The sequence below is a fragment of the Nonomuraea diastatica genome (genome assembly GCF_004349015.1).
GTDB lineage: Bacteria > Actinomycetota > Actinomycetes > Streptosporangiales > Streptosporangiaceae > Nonomuraea > Nonomuraea diastatica.
The window spans coordinates 1-14,147 of sequence record NZ_SMKP01000238.1; the positions used below are offsets into that span (position 1 = coordinate 1).

Annotated in this window: 14 protein-coding genes and 1 pseudogene; 7 read left to right on the forward strand and 8 right to left on the reverse strand. The window is 71.5% G+C overall.

Annotated elements, in window-relative coordinates:
- Positions 1–27: 27 nt before the first annotated feature.
- Positions 28–756 (reverse strand): anti-sigma factor family protein, encoded by a 729-nt coding sequence (locus E1294_RS46595; protein ID WP_132518329.1) that lies wholly within the window; start codon positions 754–756, stop codon positions 28–30.
- Positions 753–1,295 carry a sigma-70 family RNA polymerase sigma factor gene (locus E1294_RS46600; RefSeq protein WP_246083764.1) on the reverse strand — a complete coding sequence of 181 codons (543 nt, stop codon included), beginning with the start codon at positions 1,293–1,295 and terminating at the stop codon, positions 753–755. Before E1294_RS46600 ends, E1294_RS46595 begins: the two co-directional genes overlap by 4 nt.
- A 320-nt stretch (positions 1,296–1,615) precedes the next feature.
- On the opposite strand from E1294_RS46600, the gene rsgA reads away from it, so the two are divergent.
- Both rsgA and E1294_RS46610 read left to right on the forward strand, forming a co-directional pair.
- Positions 1,616–2,713 carry a ribosome small subunit-dependent GTPase A gene (gene rsgA, locus E1294_RS46605; RefSeq protein WP_132518333.1) on the forward strand — a complete coding sequence of 366 codons (1,098 nt, stop codon included), beginning with the start codon at positions 1,616–1,618 and terminating at the stop codon, positions 2,711–2,713.
- Positions 2,714–2,900: 187 nt separating this feature from the next.
- Positions 2,901–3,536, forward strand: coding sequence for a phosphoribosyltransferase (locus E1294_RS46610; protein WP_220448336.1), 636 nt, complete (start codon positions 2,901–2,903; stop codon positions 3,534–3,536).
- A 33-nt stretch (positions 3,537–3,569) separates the two neighbouring features.
- On the opposite strand, the gene E1294_RS46615 is transcribed toward E1294_RS46610, so the two are convergent.
- On the reverse strand, positions 3,570–4,037 hold the full coding sequence (locus E1294_RS46615; RefSeq protein WP_132518335.1) for an ATP-binding protein: 468 nt from the start codon (positions 4,035–4,037) through the stop codon (positions 3,570–3,572).
- Between the two features lie 128 nt (positions 4,038–4,165).
- Here E1294_RS46615 and E1294_RS46620 point away from each other — a divergent pair, with 128 nt between their 5' ends.
- Together E1294_RS46620 and E1294_RS46625 are read left to right on the forward strand one after the other, a co-directional pair.
- A complete protein-coding gene (locus tag E1294_RS46620; RefSeq protein ID WP_246083765.1) occupies positions 4,166–5,047 on the forward strand; it encodes a helix-turn-helix domain-containing protein in 882 nt (293 codons plus the stop codon).
- 135 nt (positions 5,048–5,182) lie between these two features.
- Positions 5,183–5,416 (forward strand): DUF397 domain-containing protein, encoded by a 234-nt coding sequence (locus E1294_RS46625; RefSeq protein ID WP_132518337.1) that lies wholly within the window; start codon positions 5,183–5,185, stop codon positions 5,414–5,416.
- A gap of 538 nt (positions 5,417–5,954) precedes the next feature.
- Here E1294_RS46625 and E1294_RS46630 read toward each other — a convergent pair.
- The 4 genes from E1294_RS46630 to E1294_RS46645 form a co-directional block, all read right to left on the reverse strand.
- Positions 5,955–6,266 (reverse strand): WhiB family transcriptional regulator, encoded by a 312-nt coding sequence (locus E1294_RS46630; RefSeq protein ID WP_101784355.1) that lies wholly within the window; start codon positions 6,264–6,266, stop codon positions 5,955–5,957.
- Between the two features lie 99 nt (positions 6,267–6,365).
- On the reverse strand, positions 6,366–7,235 hold the full coding sequence (locus E1294_RS46635; RefSeq protein WP_246083766.1) for a sucrase ferredoxin: 870 nt from the start codon (positions 7,233–7,235) through the stop codon (positions 6,366–6,368).
- 102 nt (positions 7,236–7,337) lie between these two features.
- The gene (locus tag E1294_RS46640) at positions 7,338–8,849 is read right to left on the reverse strand and encodes a glycerol-3-phosphate dehydrogenase/oxidase (protein WP_132518341.1); all 1,512 of its coding nucleotides are present in this window, start codon (positions 8,847–8,849) and stop codon (positions 7,338–7,340) included.
- A 48-nt stretch (positions 8,850–8,897) separates the two neighbouring features.
- Positions 8,898–9,422, reverse strand: a complete 525-nt coding sequence (locus E1294_RS46645) for a TetR/AcrR family transcriptional regulator (RefSeq protein WP_132518343.1) — start codon at positions 9,420–9,422, stop codon at positions 8,898–8,900.
- Positions 9,423–9,453: 31 nt separating this feature from the next.
- Between E1294_RS46645 and E1294_RS46650 the strand changes: the two genes are divergently transcribed.
- Positions 9,454–11,025 (forward strand): FAD-binding oxidoreductase, encoded by a 1,572-nt coding sequence (locus E1294_RS46650; RefSeq protein WP_132518353.1) that lies wholly within the window; start codon positions 9,454–9,456, stop codon positions 11,023–11,025.
- Between the two features lie 144 nt (positions 11,026–11,169).
- Here the strand turns inward: E1294_RS46650 and E1294_RS46655 are convergent, their stop codons facing one another.
- Positions 11,170–11,580 (reverse strand): tetratricopeptide repeat protein, encoded by a 411-nt coding sequence (locus tag E1294_RS46655; protein ID WP_132518345.1) that lies wholly within the window; start codon positions 11,578–11,580, stop codon positions 11,170–11,172.
- 346 nt (positions 11,581–11,926) lie between these two features.
- Here E1294_RS46655 and E1294_RS46660 point away from each other — a divergent pair, with 346 nt between their 5' ends.
- The gene (locus E1294_RS46660; RefSeq protein ID WP_246083767.1) at positions 11,927–13,195 is read left to right on the forward strand and encodes a metallophosphoesterase family protein; all 1,269 of its coding nucleotides are present in this window, start codon (positions 11,927–11,929) and stop codon (positions 13,193–13,195) included.
- A gap of 53 nt (positions 13,196–13,248) precedes the next feature.
- Positions 13,249–14,147, forward strand: a pseudogene (locus E1294_RS46665) (bifunctional 3'-5' exonuclease/DNA polymerase); the annotation flags it as partial.

Sequence of the window (14,147 nt, forward strand, 5' to 3'; positions counted from 1 at the left end):
GGAGTGCCCCGCCCGCGATGGCGATGGTCAGGCCTCGACGGTGAGCAGTTTCCTGCCGGTCGAGGTGACCACCTCGAAGCGGTCGACGTCCTGCAGCGGCGTGGCACTGCCGCCGTGCATGTAGAGGGGGTCGGGTGAGCCCGGAACTCCGTACCCAGCTGGAGGTACGGACCATCCGGTCATCACCCGCCGCTCTCCCTTCTTGCCGACCGAGATCAGCTCGCACTCCAGCGGCCCTTTGATCCCGGCCAGTTTGAGCGCCGCGTGGGTGCCCCAGGCCTTGGACTCCACGACCAGCCCGCCGGTCACCCCGTCGACGCCCTTGCCCTCGATGGGGGTGCCACCGGCGAAGAACTGCTCGGCCGGGCCCATGTTCTCCGCCTCGCCCTGCGCGACCGGCGGTTCGCCCGCGCTGAGCTGCGTGCCGATGGTCAGCCCGCCGGCGACCAGCGTGACGGCCGCCGCCATCCCGGCGGCGAACGTCCCTTTGCGCTGCCGCCTGTGAGCCGCCTTCCTGCGCCGGAGGCGGCCGACCACGTCGCCCTGCCCGGTGAGGTCGCCGGAGGAAGGCGGGCGGGGGTCCTCGGGAAGGGGGCCGATGCCGTGCAGCACGCTCGCCACGCCGGCCAGGTCGGCCAGCTCGGACCGGCAGGCGGGGCAGCCGAGAAGGTGGGCCTCGAAGGCGAAGCGGTCGTCCTCCTCCAGGAGGCCGAGGGCGTAGGCGCCGACGTCGGTGTGCTCCACGCGGGAGGTCATGCCGTCACCCCCCGCTCCTCCAGCGCGATCCGCAGCGCGCGGACGGCGTAGTAGACGCGGGACTTCACGGTGCCCACCGGGATGCCGAGCGCCTGCGCGGCGTCGTTGACCGAGCGATCCTGCAAGATCGTCTCGTTGAGGATCTCGCGATGTGCCGGCGACAGCGCCTTCAGCGCCTCGGACACGACCACCTGGTGCAGCAGTCCCTCCATCCCGTCGGGCACGGACATGCTCTCCAGCTGACCGTCGCCCGACTCCTGCGGGCGGGCGTCCCTGCGCCGCCGGTCGTCGATCACGATACGTCTGGCGACCGTGGCCAGCCAGGGCATGAGCGAGACCGCGTCAGGGTCGAGCCGCTCCGCACTGCGCCAGGCACGAATCATGGTCTCCTGCACCACGTCTTCCGCCCACTGCCGATCGCCGGCCGTGAGCCTGATCACGAAGGCCAGCAGCGGCCGGTGATATTCCCGGTAGAGCGCGGACACGACCACCTCGTCGTCCGGCACCGCGTCGTCGCGCACCGCGTCATCCGGTCGCACCCGCCGGAGCCAGTGTCGTAAGCGCGGCCTGCCCATCGGGAGGGCTTCCTCGGCCGAGGGCGGGGGATACGTGCTGATCCGCATCATTCCCCTTTCTCGCGTCCGTCGGCAGGTGGTACGGCCGGTCGCCCTGACACGGTTCAACAGATCGCGATACTTAATGTGATTGCGCACGTCGGGGCGGTATGCGTAGAGTCGCCATGGCAACCGATCGAGGAGGTGGGGACTTATGCGGGTCGTTCTGGCCGACATGCTGTCCGTCCACCTCCGGGCCCTCGCCTGAGCTGCCCGGCTCCTTCTCGCATCAAAGGGTCACTGCGTTGTCATACGATCTTTCCCTGCTCGGCTGGAGCGATCTGCGCGCCGCCGAGCTGCCCGCCGGCACCGTCCCCGCCCGCGTCGCCCGGGTCGATCGCGGCGCCGCCGAGGTGATCGCGGCCGACGGCCAGCATCACGCCAAATACGCCGCCCACGTGCGCAGGGCGGCCGCCGCCGACCCGGTGGCGCTGCCGTGCGTCGGCGACTGGGTCGCGCTGTCCTGGCTCCACGAGGGCCGCTACGAGCTCGGCGATGTCCTGCCGAGGACGACCGCGTTCATCCGGGGAGGCGTCAGCCGCACCTCGGTCGGCGGCCTGTCAGGTGACGGCCAGGGCCAGGTGCTCGCGGCCAACGTCGACGTCGTCTTCGTGGCCGAGCCGTCCATGCACTCCACCGACTTCGCCGACCTGGGCCGCATCGAGCGGCTCGTCGCCCTGGCCTGGGAGTCCGGGGGCACGCCGGTCGTGCTCATCACCAAGTCCGACCTGTTCGAGCACGGCCTCGACCAGTTGCTCGCCGACGTGCGGGTGGCCGCGCCCGGCGTCGACGTGCACGCCGTCTCCTCGCTGAGGGGCGACGGCGTGCGGCTGGCCGGCGACTACCTCGAAGGCTCCCGCACGGCCGTCATCCTCGGCCCGTCGGGCGCCGGCAAGTCCACCCTGGTCAACGCCCTGGCCGGGGAGCCCGTCATGGAGACCCAGCAGGTGCGCGCCGCCGACGGGCGTGGCCGGCACACCACCGTGCACAGAGAGCTGATCCCGCTGCCCGGCGGCGGGCTGATCATCGACACGCCGGGCATTCGCAGGATAGGCCTCTACGACATCGGCGAGGGCGTCGACCTCGTCTTCGCCGACATCGAGGCGCTCGCGGAGCAGTGCAGGTTCGGCGACTGCGGACACTCGGGAGAGCCCGGATGCGCGGTGCTGGCGGCCCTGGACAGCGGCGAGTTGCCGGAGCGGCGCCTGGAGAGCTGGCGCAAGCTGCAGCGGGAGGCGGCGTGGATGGCGGCCAGGACCGACGCGCGGCTCCGTAAGGAGCAGCAGAACAAGTGGAAGGTCATCACGAAGGAGATGCGCCGCTCGGGCCGCAACCGCCCCTGACCGTCCGCGCCTGACCGTCCGCTCCTCGCCGCCGCCCGGCCTCGCGGGGCCCGTGCGGCCTTGCCCGTGCGGCCTAGCCTGGCCGGCTTGCGCGCCTCGCGCCGCCGGTCCCCGCCGGGGCGGCCGTTCGTCGCCCCGGCCGGGGGTGCGGAGGCGAGGAGACGGCATCGGCGGGTAGGCAGAAGTCATGATGCTTTTCGCAGACCGGGCCCAGGCCGGTGCGCTGCTCGCCGAACGGCTGCGGGACGCCCACGACCCCGTGGTGCTCGCGCTGCCCCGCGGCGGGGTGGCGGTGGCCGAGCCCATCGCGCGCCGGCTCGGCGCCGTACTCGACGTGCTCGTGACCAGGAAGATCGGCTATCCGGGGCAGCCAGAGCTGGGCGTCGGCGCGGTGGCCGAGGGCGGTGAGCCCGTGTTCCACCTGGTGCTGCTGCGCCGGCTCGGCCTCACCCCCGAGTCCGTCGCGGACGTGGTCGAGCAGGAGCGGCGTGAGCTGGCCCGCCGGGTGAGCGCCTACCGGGGTGACCGCCCGCTGCCCCCGCTGGAGGGACGCGAAGTGATCGTGGTGGACGACGGCCTGGCGACCGGCGGCACCGCGCGGGCCGCGCTCAGGGCGGTCGGCGCGGCCAAGCCCGAAAAGGTGACGCTGGCCGTGCCGGTCGGGGCGCGCGACACCGTCACGTCCCTGCGGGAGGAGGCCGACGAGGTGGTCGTGCTGCTGGAGCCGGTCGACTTCAGGGCGGTCGGCCAGTGGTACGAGCGCTTCGACCAGCTCAGTGACGACGACGTACTCGAGCTGCTCCGCGAGGCGGGATCACGGTGAATGACGTACGCCGATGGGCGGCGCGAGGCACGCTCAGCCGACGAGAACGGCCCAGACGAGCTTGCGCGAGCCACTGGGGGAGAGCCACCCCCAGGCGGAGCAGAGGGCGTCGACCAGCCGCAGCCCTCGCCCGAACTCCGAGAACACGTCGGGTGCGGCGGTCACCGGCACGGTGTGGCTGTGGTCGGCCACCACGCAGGCGAGCTCCGCGCCATGAGACAGCAGGCGCAGCTGAGCCACCCCTCCGCCGTGCCGCATGGCGTTGGTCACCAGCTCCGAGACCACGAGCTGCGCGTCGAAGGCCACCTCCATCACGCCCCACGCGGTGAGCGTCTGGTCGACGAACCGCCGGGCGGTCGCCACGCACGAGGGCTCGATGCGCTGGTGGAAGGGGAAGACGGCGTCGAACTCACCGGCATGACCGTCTACCAGGACGGACGAGAGCCATCCTGGAGGCCGGGAACCGATGGCGGCTTGCGGCCGAGCGTCGAAAGTCGTCATTCAGGCCCCCGAAGCGCGGTCTGGTGATCCAATGCCCATCTTTACGGGGAGTGCTTACCGATGCAAGACTTTTCGTAGTTTACGGATGCGAATCGCATCTGCACGTGCAGAGGATCTAGGAGCGATGCGTGAGCGCACAGAGCGCGGAGGGAAGGCTGCTCAGCCATTCCCCCGGAAGCCCGACGGTGCTGCGCATCCTGCTCGGCACCCAACTCCGCAGGCTCCGCATGGAGAAGGGTATCTCGCGCGAGGACGCGGGGTACTCGATTCGCGCATCTCACGCCAAGATCAGCCGGCTGGAGCTCGGCCAGGTCAGCTTCAAGCAGCGCGACGTGGCCGATCTGCTCACCCTCTACGGCGTCACCGACCCCGCCGAGCGCGAGCCGCTGCTCGCCCTGGCCGAGCAGGCCAACGCCCCCGGCTGGTGGCACAAGTACGGCGACCTGCTGCCGTCATGGTTCGAGGTCTACATCGGCCTGGAGGGCGCCGCCTCCAGCATCCGCACCTACGAGAACCAGTTCGTCCCCGGGCTGCTCCAGACCCCCGCCTATGCCAGAGCGGTCATCGAACTGGCCCACGAGAAGGCCGCGCGGTCGGAGCTCGACCGCCGGGTGGCGCTGCGCATGGCCCGGCAGGGGCGGCTGGACAGCGGCCTCACGCTCTGGGCGGTGATCGACGAGGCCGTCGTGCGGCGCACGCTGGGCGGCACCGAGACGATGCGGGAGCAGGTCGCGTTCCTCCTCGACATCACGGCCGAGCGCAACGTCACCGTGCAGATCATGCCGTTCGACCGCGGCGGGCACGCGGCGGCCGGCGGTTCCTTCAGCATCCTGCGTTTCCCCGAGCGTGAGCTGCCCGACGTGGTGTACATGGAGCAGCTCACCAGCGCCCTCTACCTGGACAAACCCGCCGATTCCGACCACTACATGGAGGTCATGGACCGGCTCAGCATCCAGGCCGAGGAACCCAAGGCGACCCGGCGCTTCCTGGAGCGGCTCATTTCCGGCTGAGCTGCTGATATCCCTGTGATCCACGGCATACCAGGATTTTTGGTCGTCCGGTATATGTGCTTCGGCGCGCTGTCGTATTGTCAACTCGCAAGCGCGGATGCACGTGCATCCGTAAGATCGCGAGGAGCCGCCCCCATGCACGAGTTCCGGAACGGAACGCCCGCCGGCCGCCTTCCCGTCGTCTGGCGCAAGAGCAAGCAGAGCAACCCCAACGGCAACTGCGTCGAGGTCGCCGGCCTGCCCACGGGGGAGATAGCGATGCGCAACTCACGTTTTCCCGAGGGCCCCGCGCTCGTCTACACGCAGGCCGAGATCACCGCGTTCGTGCTCGGTGCGAAAGACGGGGAGTTCGACGACCTGATCGTCTGAGACGGTGTTCGTCGCCGGGCAGGCCGGGTTACGGTCTGTCCGGCGATGCATTTCGGTCGCCTGACCGTGGGCGCGGCGGAGGCGCCCTGCCGAGGTCGCCGCGTTGGGCGATGGAGAGGCGGGGCCGGCTGATCACGATCATGTGGGAGCGGCCGCCGACCGGTGGGCCCGGGTGCGGCCGGTGAAGGACGCTGCGCGGGACGGGATCGCCGCGTGGACCGGTGAAGGGACCGTCGGCGCGCGGAACTGCGTCGCCGTATGACCGGGGAAAGGACCGCCGGGCGGGACGGGATCGCATGGACCGGTGGAAGGACCGCCGCCGCACGGGACCCGCGTCGCCGCACGGACGGCCGCGGGTCCCGGCCGGGGTGTCGTCCGGCCGGACCGTTGGGTGAAGCTGTGGATGGTGCCAGGTGAGGTGCCTGATCAGGCAGTTGTCCCGACCGGGTTCGCCAGCGCCTGGGCATGGAGGGCCAGGCTCCGGTTCATCGGGACAACTGCGTGATCACGCGGTGCTGGTGACGCAGCCGGGTGTGTGTCAGGCGGCGGAGATGCCGGCGCTGGCCGCGCGGCGCATACGACGGCGACGCTCGCTCGCGCGCTCGTCCTCGTTGAGACCGCCCCACGTGCCGTACTTCTCGGGCCGGGACAGCGCGTAGTCAAGGCACTCGGTGCGGACGGGGCACTGGGCGCAGATCGCCTTGGCCTTCCGCTCACGTACGTCACGCTCGGGCTGCCGCTCCCCGTCGGGGCCGAAGAAGAGCACGAGGTCCTCACCCCGGCACGCGGCATCATCCTGCCAACCCCAACTGGGGCGCGGGCGGGCGAGCTGCCGACGTACCTGAGACATGAGAAAACCACCTTCGTGAGAGGTATTTCGGAATTGAGCCGCATTGGACGCTTTTGGCGTCACTGTTCCAACGCAAGGCCGGGCCGTGATGTTCCCTGGTCAGGCGAGAGCAGGCGTGGCGTACCGCACAGGCGTGAGCCTGTCCAGCGAAACCAGCCGGTAGGTGGTGATCGTCTCGGCGCAAGCCGTACCACACGGCGCTGTGAACGCCGATGGCTCAACCACAACCTGGAACCGGACGTCGCCGCAGCGCACGATGGCTTTGGTGACGTCGCCGTCCGACCTGGAGGATTCCACGGCCACCGCGCCGACGGAACACTCTCCCGTATGGGCTCGGGCGAAGTGTTCCACGGCTTGCAATGGCTCAGGGATGCCTGCGCGTCCCCGGTAGCGGTCGAGAATGATCTCGCCCGACCGGTACGCGTTAGCCGCTGCCAGTGCAGCAGCCTGAGACATGCTGCCGTAGAAAATTCCGTGTGGCAAGCACACGAGGTTGGCGGCGTAACGATCGCCGCCAACGTGTGACGTTTCCCACACTCTGTCCGGCAAAGATTCGGCCAGTGACCGAGCGAGGGGCAATCCAATGCGGGCGCAGCACACATTGCGCTTGGCGTGCGTGCAGACCAGAAATACCGGCTCGTCTTCAAGTATGCAGGACTCCGGGACCACTCCGGCCACGAAAGCATCCAGGTCAAGATCGTCAGGACCTGCGACGACGCCCCCGGCGAGCCACGGACGGTCACCGGTCGCGTGACCCAGTAGCACACGGATGCCCTGCTCCTGCGGGCGGGTCCGCTTCCCCGGGCGGCGGATCAGCTGGGGCCTGATATCGCGTTCGAGTGCCCGGCGGACGAGTTCGGAGATTTCTTGAGTAAGTTCGAAGTTTTCCAGGCGCGAGGGCCAGGCGCCGGTGTATTCGATGAGCAGCCAGAGTCTGGCCCCCACGGTCGCGCTCGCCAGTGTGGGCATCTCCCCCGTGTGGCACCCGATGGGATGCTCGCAGCCCGTCGCCAACGCCCGTTCTCCTTCCCCGGTCAGATTAGGTAAGCCTAATCTAACGGGTTGGTGCCATCAGGCGTGGGGTGTTCCGCGCAGTACGTCCCGTGTCGCGGGCAGTGCGCGGTCCCTGTCCCGCTTGACCAGGCCGATCCTGGTCCGCCGGTCCAGCAGGTCGCCCTCGTCGAGCGCGCCCTCGTGCCGGACCGACCACAGCAGCTCGCCCTTGGTGATGCCGAGCCCGACCTCCTCGGGGTGCGCCTTGACGAGCTCGTGCACGGCCTGCGCCTCGCCGCCGTACCGCTCGGCCAGCCGCACGGGCACACCGGACGGTTGCGGGCCCGCCCCCACGAGCGGGATCTTCTTCGTACGGCTCCGCCCGCCCGGCAGTCTCATGGCCGAGACCGCTCGATCCACCGCGTCCTCGGCCATACGGCGATATGTCGTCAGCTTGCCTCCGACGACCGTGACGACGCCCCCGCCGGACAGGACCGCGTGCCTCCGGGACAGGTCGGCCGTCCGCCCGTCGGCCGCCAGGAGGGGCCTGAGGCCCGCGTACGCGCCCGCAACCGCCTCTCTGGTCACCGGGGCCTCAAGAATGCCGTTCAGCACCTCCAGGAGCGTTCTGACGTCCTCCTCGGGCGCCTCGGGGACGTCCGGCACCGGCCCGTCCAGCGGCTCGTCCGTGAGCCCGACGTAGACGCGGCCGTCGTTCTGGGGGAGCACGAGCGCGAACCGGTTGCTCTCTCCCGGGATGGGCACGTGCATGCCCGCGATCAGCCCGTGCAGCGTGCCGGGGGACAGGACGAGGTGGGTGCCGCGTGACGGACGCAGCCTCACCTGCGGATCCAGCGATCCCGCCCACGCCCCCGTCGCGTTGATCACCGCTCTGGCCCGGATGGTGAACTTCTCGCCCGTCAGCTCGTCGCGTACGTCGGCGCCCCCTTCCGAGAGCCGCAGCGCGCGGCAGCGGGTCAGCACGCGAGCGCCGTGGGCGGCGGCGGTCCTGGCGATCGCCACCACCAGCCGCGCGTCGTCGAGCAGCCGGCCGTCCCACGACAGCAGCGCGCCGCGCAGGCCGTCGCCGCTGAGCACGGGCGCCAGGGTGCGGGTGCGGGCCGCGGTGAGCCGCGTGGGACCGGGCAGCAGGCGGCGCGGCGTGCGGGCGGCGGCCCGCAGCGCGTCGCCCAGCCGGTAGCCGGCCGCCACCATGGCCGCCTGCCGCCGCGAGACCGCGGGCGTCAGCGGCAGCATGTACGGGTGTGCCTTGACCAGGTGGGGAGCCGTCGTGCGGAGCAGGACGCCGCGCTCGACGGCGCTCTCGTAGGCCACGTCGACCTGCCCCTTGGCGAGGTAGCGCAGCCCGCCGTGGACGAGCTTCGAGCTCCACCTTGACGTGCCGAACGCCAGGTCGTGGGCGTCGATCGCGGCCACGCTCAGCCCGCGGGAGGCGGCGTCGAGCGCGGCGCCCGCGCCGGTCGCGCCGAGCCCCACCACCAGCACGTCCACCCGCTCCTCTGCTGCCCGGCGCAGCTCACGGGCCCGTCTGCGGGCGTTCAGCGAACTCCCCGCGGCAGGCTCGCCCATCAGCCCCGTGCCCTTCCGCCGCGCCGGGTCGGGACCGCGGCGGCGCGTTCAGCGGCTCTCTCGTCGGTCAAGGTATCCCTCCAGCAAGGCGGTGAGTTCGTCGTCGAGGTCGTCCACGGTCACGGGGCCGAGCATGGTCGGAGCGGACAGCAGGAAGGACTGGGCCACCAGCAGCACCGCTCGGGCCTTGCGCGGATCGCCGAAGCCCTGCTCCAACACCTCCAGCACGGCCTCGTGGGTCGCGCCGCGCCGGTCGAGCAGGTAGGGGAGGAGCAGCTCGGGATCCGCCTCCACGATCTTGCGCCACAACGGGTGCGCGCGCAGCCCCCGCACGCCCGCGACGACCGCGCGGACCGGATCGGACATGTCCAGGTCCGCGATCACCCGCACCCATTCCCTGGTCATCACGTCGGCGACCAGTGTGCGCACGTCGGGCCAGCGGCGGTAGAGCGTCATCCGTGACACCCCGGCCCTGCGCGCCACGTCCGTAAGGGTCGTCCTGCGCACTCCGTAGGCCAGCACGCAGTCGCGGGCGGCGTCCAGCACCCCGTCGTTGTGACGAATCGACGTCATGTGTCACAGTGTACCCATGCCTGGAGAACCCATGTCGTGGTCGGGATGGGGCGACCCCGCCCGCGCCCGGGAGCTGCCCGAGCAGATCCGCACGCTGCTGCACGACCTGCTCGGCGTGCGCGCGCCCGCCGTCCCCGCCGTCGCGCTGGAGGCGGTGCGGGTCCCGCCGGTCGCCCTGCCGGGGCCGCTGGTCGAGGCGCTGGCCGGGGTGGCCGGCGCCGAGCACGTCGTGACCACGCACGAGGCCCGCGTGCGGCACACGCGCGGCAAGTCCACCCCCGACCTGCTGCGGATGCGCGCGGGTGACGGCTCCGACGCGCCCGACGCCGTGGTGCTGCCCGGCTCGCACGGGGAGGTGGCCGCCCTGCTGCGGCTGTGCTCCGCCGAGCGGATCGCGGTCGTGCCCTTCGGCGGCGGCACCTCGGTCGTGGGCGGGCTCGCGGCCGCCCGCGCCGGGTTCGCCGGAGTCGTCGCGCTCGACCTGGCCAGGCTCGACCGGCTGCGGTCGGTGGACACGGAGTCGATGGTGGCCGAGTTCGAGCCGGGCGCGCGGGCCTCCGAGGCCGAGCGGCTGCTCGCCGCGCGCGGGCTGACGCTCGGGCACTTCCCCCAGTCCTTCGAGTACGCCACGCTCGGCGGCTTCGCGGCCGCCCGCTCCAGCGGCCAGGCCTCCGCCGGATATGGGCGCTTCGACGACATGGTCATGGGCCTCACCGTCGCCACCCCGGCGGGCACCCTGGACGTCGGCCGCGCCCCCAAGTCGGCGGCCGGGCCCGACCTGCGGCAACTCGTCCTCGGCTCCGAAGGCGCCTTCGGCGTCATCACGTCGCTGCGCCTGCGGGTACGCCGCGCGCCCGCCGAGCGCCGCTACGAGGGGTGGCGGTTCGCGTCGTTCGCGGCCGGCTCCGCGGCCGTGCGGACGCTGGCGCAGGAGGGGCCCATGCCGGCCGTGCTGCGGCTGTCCGACGAGACCGAAACCATGATCGGCCTGGCCGAGCCGGACGCCATCGGCTCGGGCGGCTCCGGCTGCCTGCTGATCGCGGGCCACGAGGGCGCCTCGGAGACCGGGCGGCGGCCGGCCGTCTCCGCCGTGCTGGCGGGGCTGGGCGGCGAACCGCTCGGCGCGGGCCCCGGCGAGGCGTGGGAGCGGGGCCGGTTCTCGGCGCCGTACCTGCGCGACTCGCTGCTCGCGGCCGGCGCCACCGTCGAGACGCTGGAGACGGCCGGGTTCTGGGCGAACCTGCCGCGTCTCTACGACGCGGTGCGGCTCGCCCTGCTCGGGGCGCTCGGCTCGCCGCTCGTCATGTGCCATATCTCCCACGCGTACGAGACCGGCGCCTCGTTGTACTTCACCGTCGTGACCCCGCAGGACGCCGACCCGGTCGCCCAGTGGGAGCGGGCCAAGGCGGAGGTGAACGCCGCCATCGTCGAGGCGGGCGGCACCATCACGCACCACCACGGGGTCGGCCGCGACCATCGCGACGCGTACGCGGCCGAGCTGGGTCCCGTCGGTGTGAGCGTTCTGAACGCGGTCAAGACCCGGCTGGATCCCGCGGGCATCCTCAACCCGGGCGTGCTCGTCCCTCCGGCCACGCCGGTGTGAGGGCCCGCGGCGGGTGCGGCCGGCCGCGGGGCCGTGAGTGCGGGGCGGCCGCGCGGCCGAGCGTTCGACCGGCCGGGGGACGGGCGTGGTGCGGCCGGCAGGGGAGGCGTACGAGGGCTGGGCGCATGTCGTGGCAGTGGACGGTCATTCGGGTGGGAGCACCTGGTCGGCCTCCGCCACCAGCGCGGCGGCCTCGCTGTAGCGGTGGAGGGCCTCCAGCACGGCGGCGAGCCGGTGCAGCGAGGCCACCAGCGGGGCGCCGCCCATCGGACGGGTGAGCGCGACCGCCTCCTCGGCCAGCGGCAGCGCCTCCGCGGGCCGCCCGCGCCGGAGCATCAGCCTCGCTCCCGTGCTCAGGCACCGGGCCAGCAGGCCCGAGTATTCCTCCGGCGACTCGCCGACCAGAATGCGGCTCCTCGCGATGGCTTCGCTCAGGCTCTTGAACGCCGCTCCACCCCATCGGGGCCGAGTCTGGGCATAAGCCAGTAAACCCTCAATAGCGTCCACTTCGGATGTGCCTCTGCGGGTCGCGTCGTCAGGGCTGTTACGGGTCATGGGAGCCTCCCCTCGGCGGTCCCAACCGCTTGCTTGGGGGGTGAGGCTACACCATGGTGCACCCTCCGCGTCCCTGACTGCACGGAGCGTTCAAGATGCGTGATCGGTAGATCACGGTAAAGATGAGGTCATGGTGGATGTCGCGGCCGAACGCGCAAAGCAGCTTTCCTCGCGGGTCTCGGAGTCGGGCGCCGGGTGGGCGTGCCCGCAGGTGGGGACGTTCGCGCAGCTCAGACCGGACAGGCGAGGGTTCAGCTGGCTCAATCCGCGGACGTTGTGGCGCTCGCGTAACGAGGTGCTCGCCGGGTTGTTAGGCGATCCGTCCGGGCAGGTGCGGGCGCAGTGGGTGAGGGCTCAGGAAGCGCGCGGGATTGATCCGGAATTTCGTATCAAGGCACCGGTCGGGGGGAATTTTAGTTTCCTGCTGCTCGGTGATACAGGGGAGGGAGATGCTTCTCAGTACGCCGTTGTTCCGGGGATGTTGAAACTCGGGCAGGGAACGTCCTTCGCCGTCATCGCGAGCGATGTGGTCTATCCAACGGGATCGGGCAACGAGTACGGCGACAAGTTCTTCCGTCCGTACAAGGACTATGACGCCCCCATTTACGCCATCCCCGGCAACCACGACTGGTACGACGGGCTCGGCGGGTTCATGCGGGTCTTCTGCGACGCCGAGCTCAAGCCGAAGCCCGACCGCGGGATCCGCGGACTGCTGTGGCGCAAACCGGAGCCGATCGACGAGGCGCGGCTGGCCGGCGCGCGGAAGCTCAGGGGCAGGCCGTCCCAGCAGGCGACGCAGCCGGGGCCGTACTGGGCGATCGAGAGCGACAACCTGCTCATCGTGGGGGTCGACACCGGCATCAAGAACATCATCGACAAGGGGCAGACCGCGTGGCTGCGGCGTGTCTCGCTCGACCCCCGGCCCAAGATCCTCGTGACGGGCAAGCCCATCTACACCGCCAACGCCTACAAGCCGTCGCCGCTGGAGGAAGGCGGCACGATCGACGACATCGTGCGTGACCCCGCACACCGCTACGTCGCGGCCATCGGCGGCGACGTGCACAACTACCAGCGTTATCCGGTCAAGGTGGGGGACCGGCTGATCCAGTACGTCGTCTCAGGAGGCGGCGGCGCGTTCATGCACGCGACGCACACCATCCAGCGGGTCGACGTGGCCGGCGTGCACGAGGACGACTTCAGGTGCTACCCGCTGCGCGGCGACTCGCTGTCGTTCTACAGCCAGCTCTACGCCGCCAGGCTGCGGATGAAGTGGCTCTACCTCACGCCCGCGGAGGCCGCGTGCGTCATGTCGGAGCACATCAAGAACCAGCCGGTCAGGACCCCGGAGGGCACCGTCACGATCACCCGCAGGATGCGGTGGGCGGCGCGGCTGCTCGGGGCCTGGCCGTGGCCGTTCAGGCTGCCCGTGGACAGGGTGTTCCACCGCTACCTGTCCGAGCTGTCCGACTGGGACACCCCGCCCTTCTTCAAGCAGCTGATGCACGTCACGGTCACGCCGGGCGAGCTGACCCTGCGCTGCTTCGCCGCCACCGGGTGCCTGGGGCAGGAGCTGGATCCGCCGCTGGAGGACGAGGTGCGCATCAGCCTCGCGTGAGCCACTCCCGGCCCGTGCCCGGATTTGTCGGAGGCGTTTGGCACTCTTGACACGTGCACGTCGTGGTCGCGGGGGAGACGCTGCTCCCGGTCGGTGGCTCTCCTCGCCGTCCCGCCGATCTGGCGCGGGCCGTCGCCGAGCTCGAGGCAGCCGAGCGTCCGCGCTGGGTCTGGGCCGACGCGAGGGAGGACTACACGCCCCTGGTGGCGGGCGGCGTGCGGGTCGCGCGCTGCCACGACATCGCGCTCACCGAGGGGCTGCTGCTGGCGCACGAGGGCCGCCACGGTGAGGCCCGCTCCGCCAGAGCCGCGCACGCCAGGCTCCACGGGCTGGCGGTGCCCGTTGACGAGCCGAGCGTGCCCGGCACGCTGTTCGCGCCCGAGCCGCTCGGCGCGGCGGCCGTGGCGGAGGTGCTGGCCGGCCAGCTCAGACGCATCGCGGCGCTGCCCGAGCCGGGAAGGTTCCGGCTGCTGGTCGCCGCGGAGTCCGCGGGGGCGCTCGTCGCGGCCGAGATGGCGCACGACGGCATGCCCTGGCGCGCGGACGTGCACGACGAGCTGCTGACCGAGCTGCTCGGCCCGCGGCCCGTGCACGGCATGCGGCCGGCCAAGCTGCAGGCGCTGGCCTCAGAGGTGGCGGCGGCGTTCGGCCACCCGGTCAACCCCGACTCGGTGCAGCAGCTGGTCAAGGCGTTCAAGGGAGCGGGGGTGACGCTGAAGACGACCAGGTCGTGGGAGCTGAAGCGCATCGACCACCCCGCCGTGGCGCCGCTGCTGGCCTACAAGGAGCTGGCCAGGCTGTTCAGCGCCCACGGGTGGGCGTGGGCCGACCAGTGGGTGCGCGACGGCCGCCTCCGCCCCGAATACGTGGTGGGCGGGGTGGTCTCCGGGCGGTGGGCCACCAGCGGCGGCGGGGCGCTGCAGATCCCCAAGGTGATGCGGCGGGTGGTGGT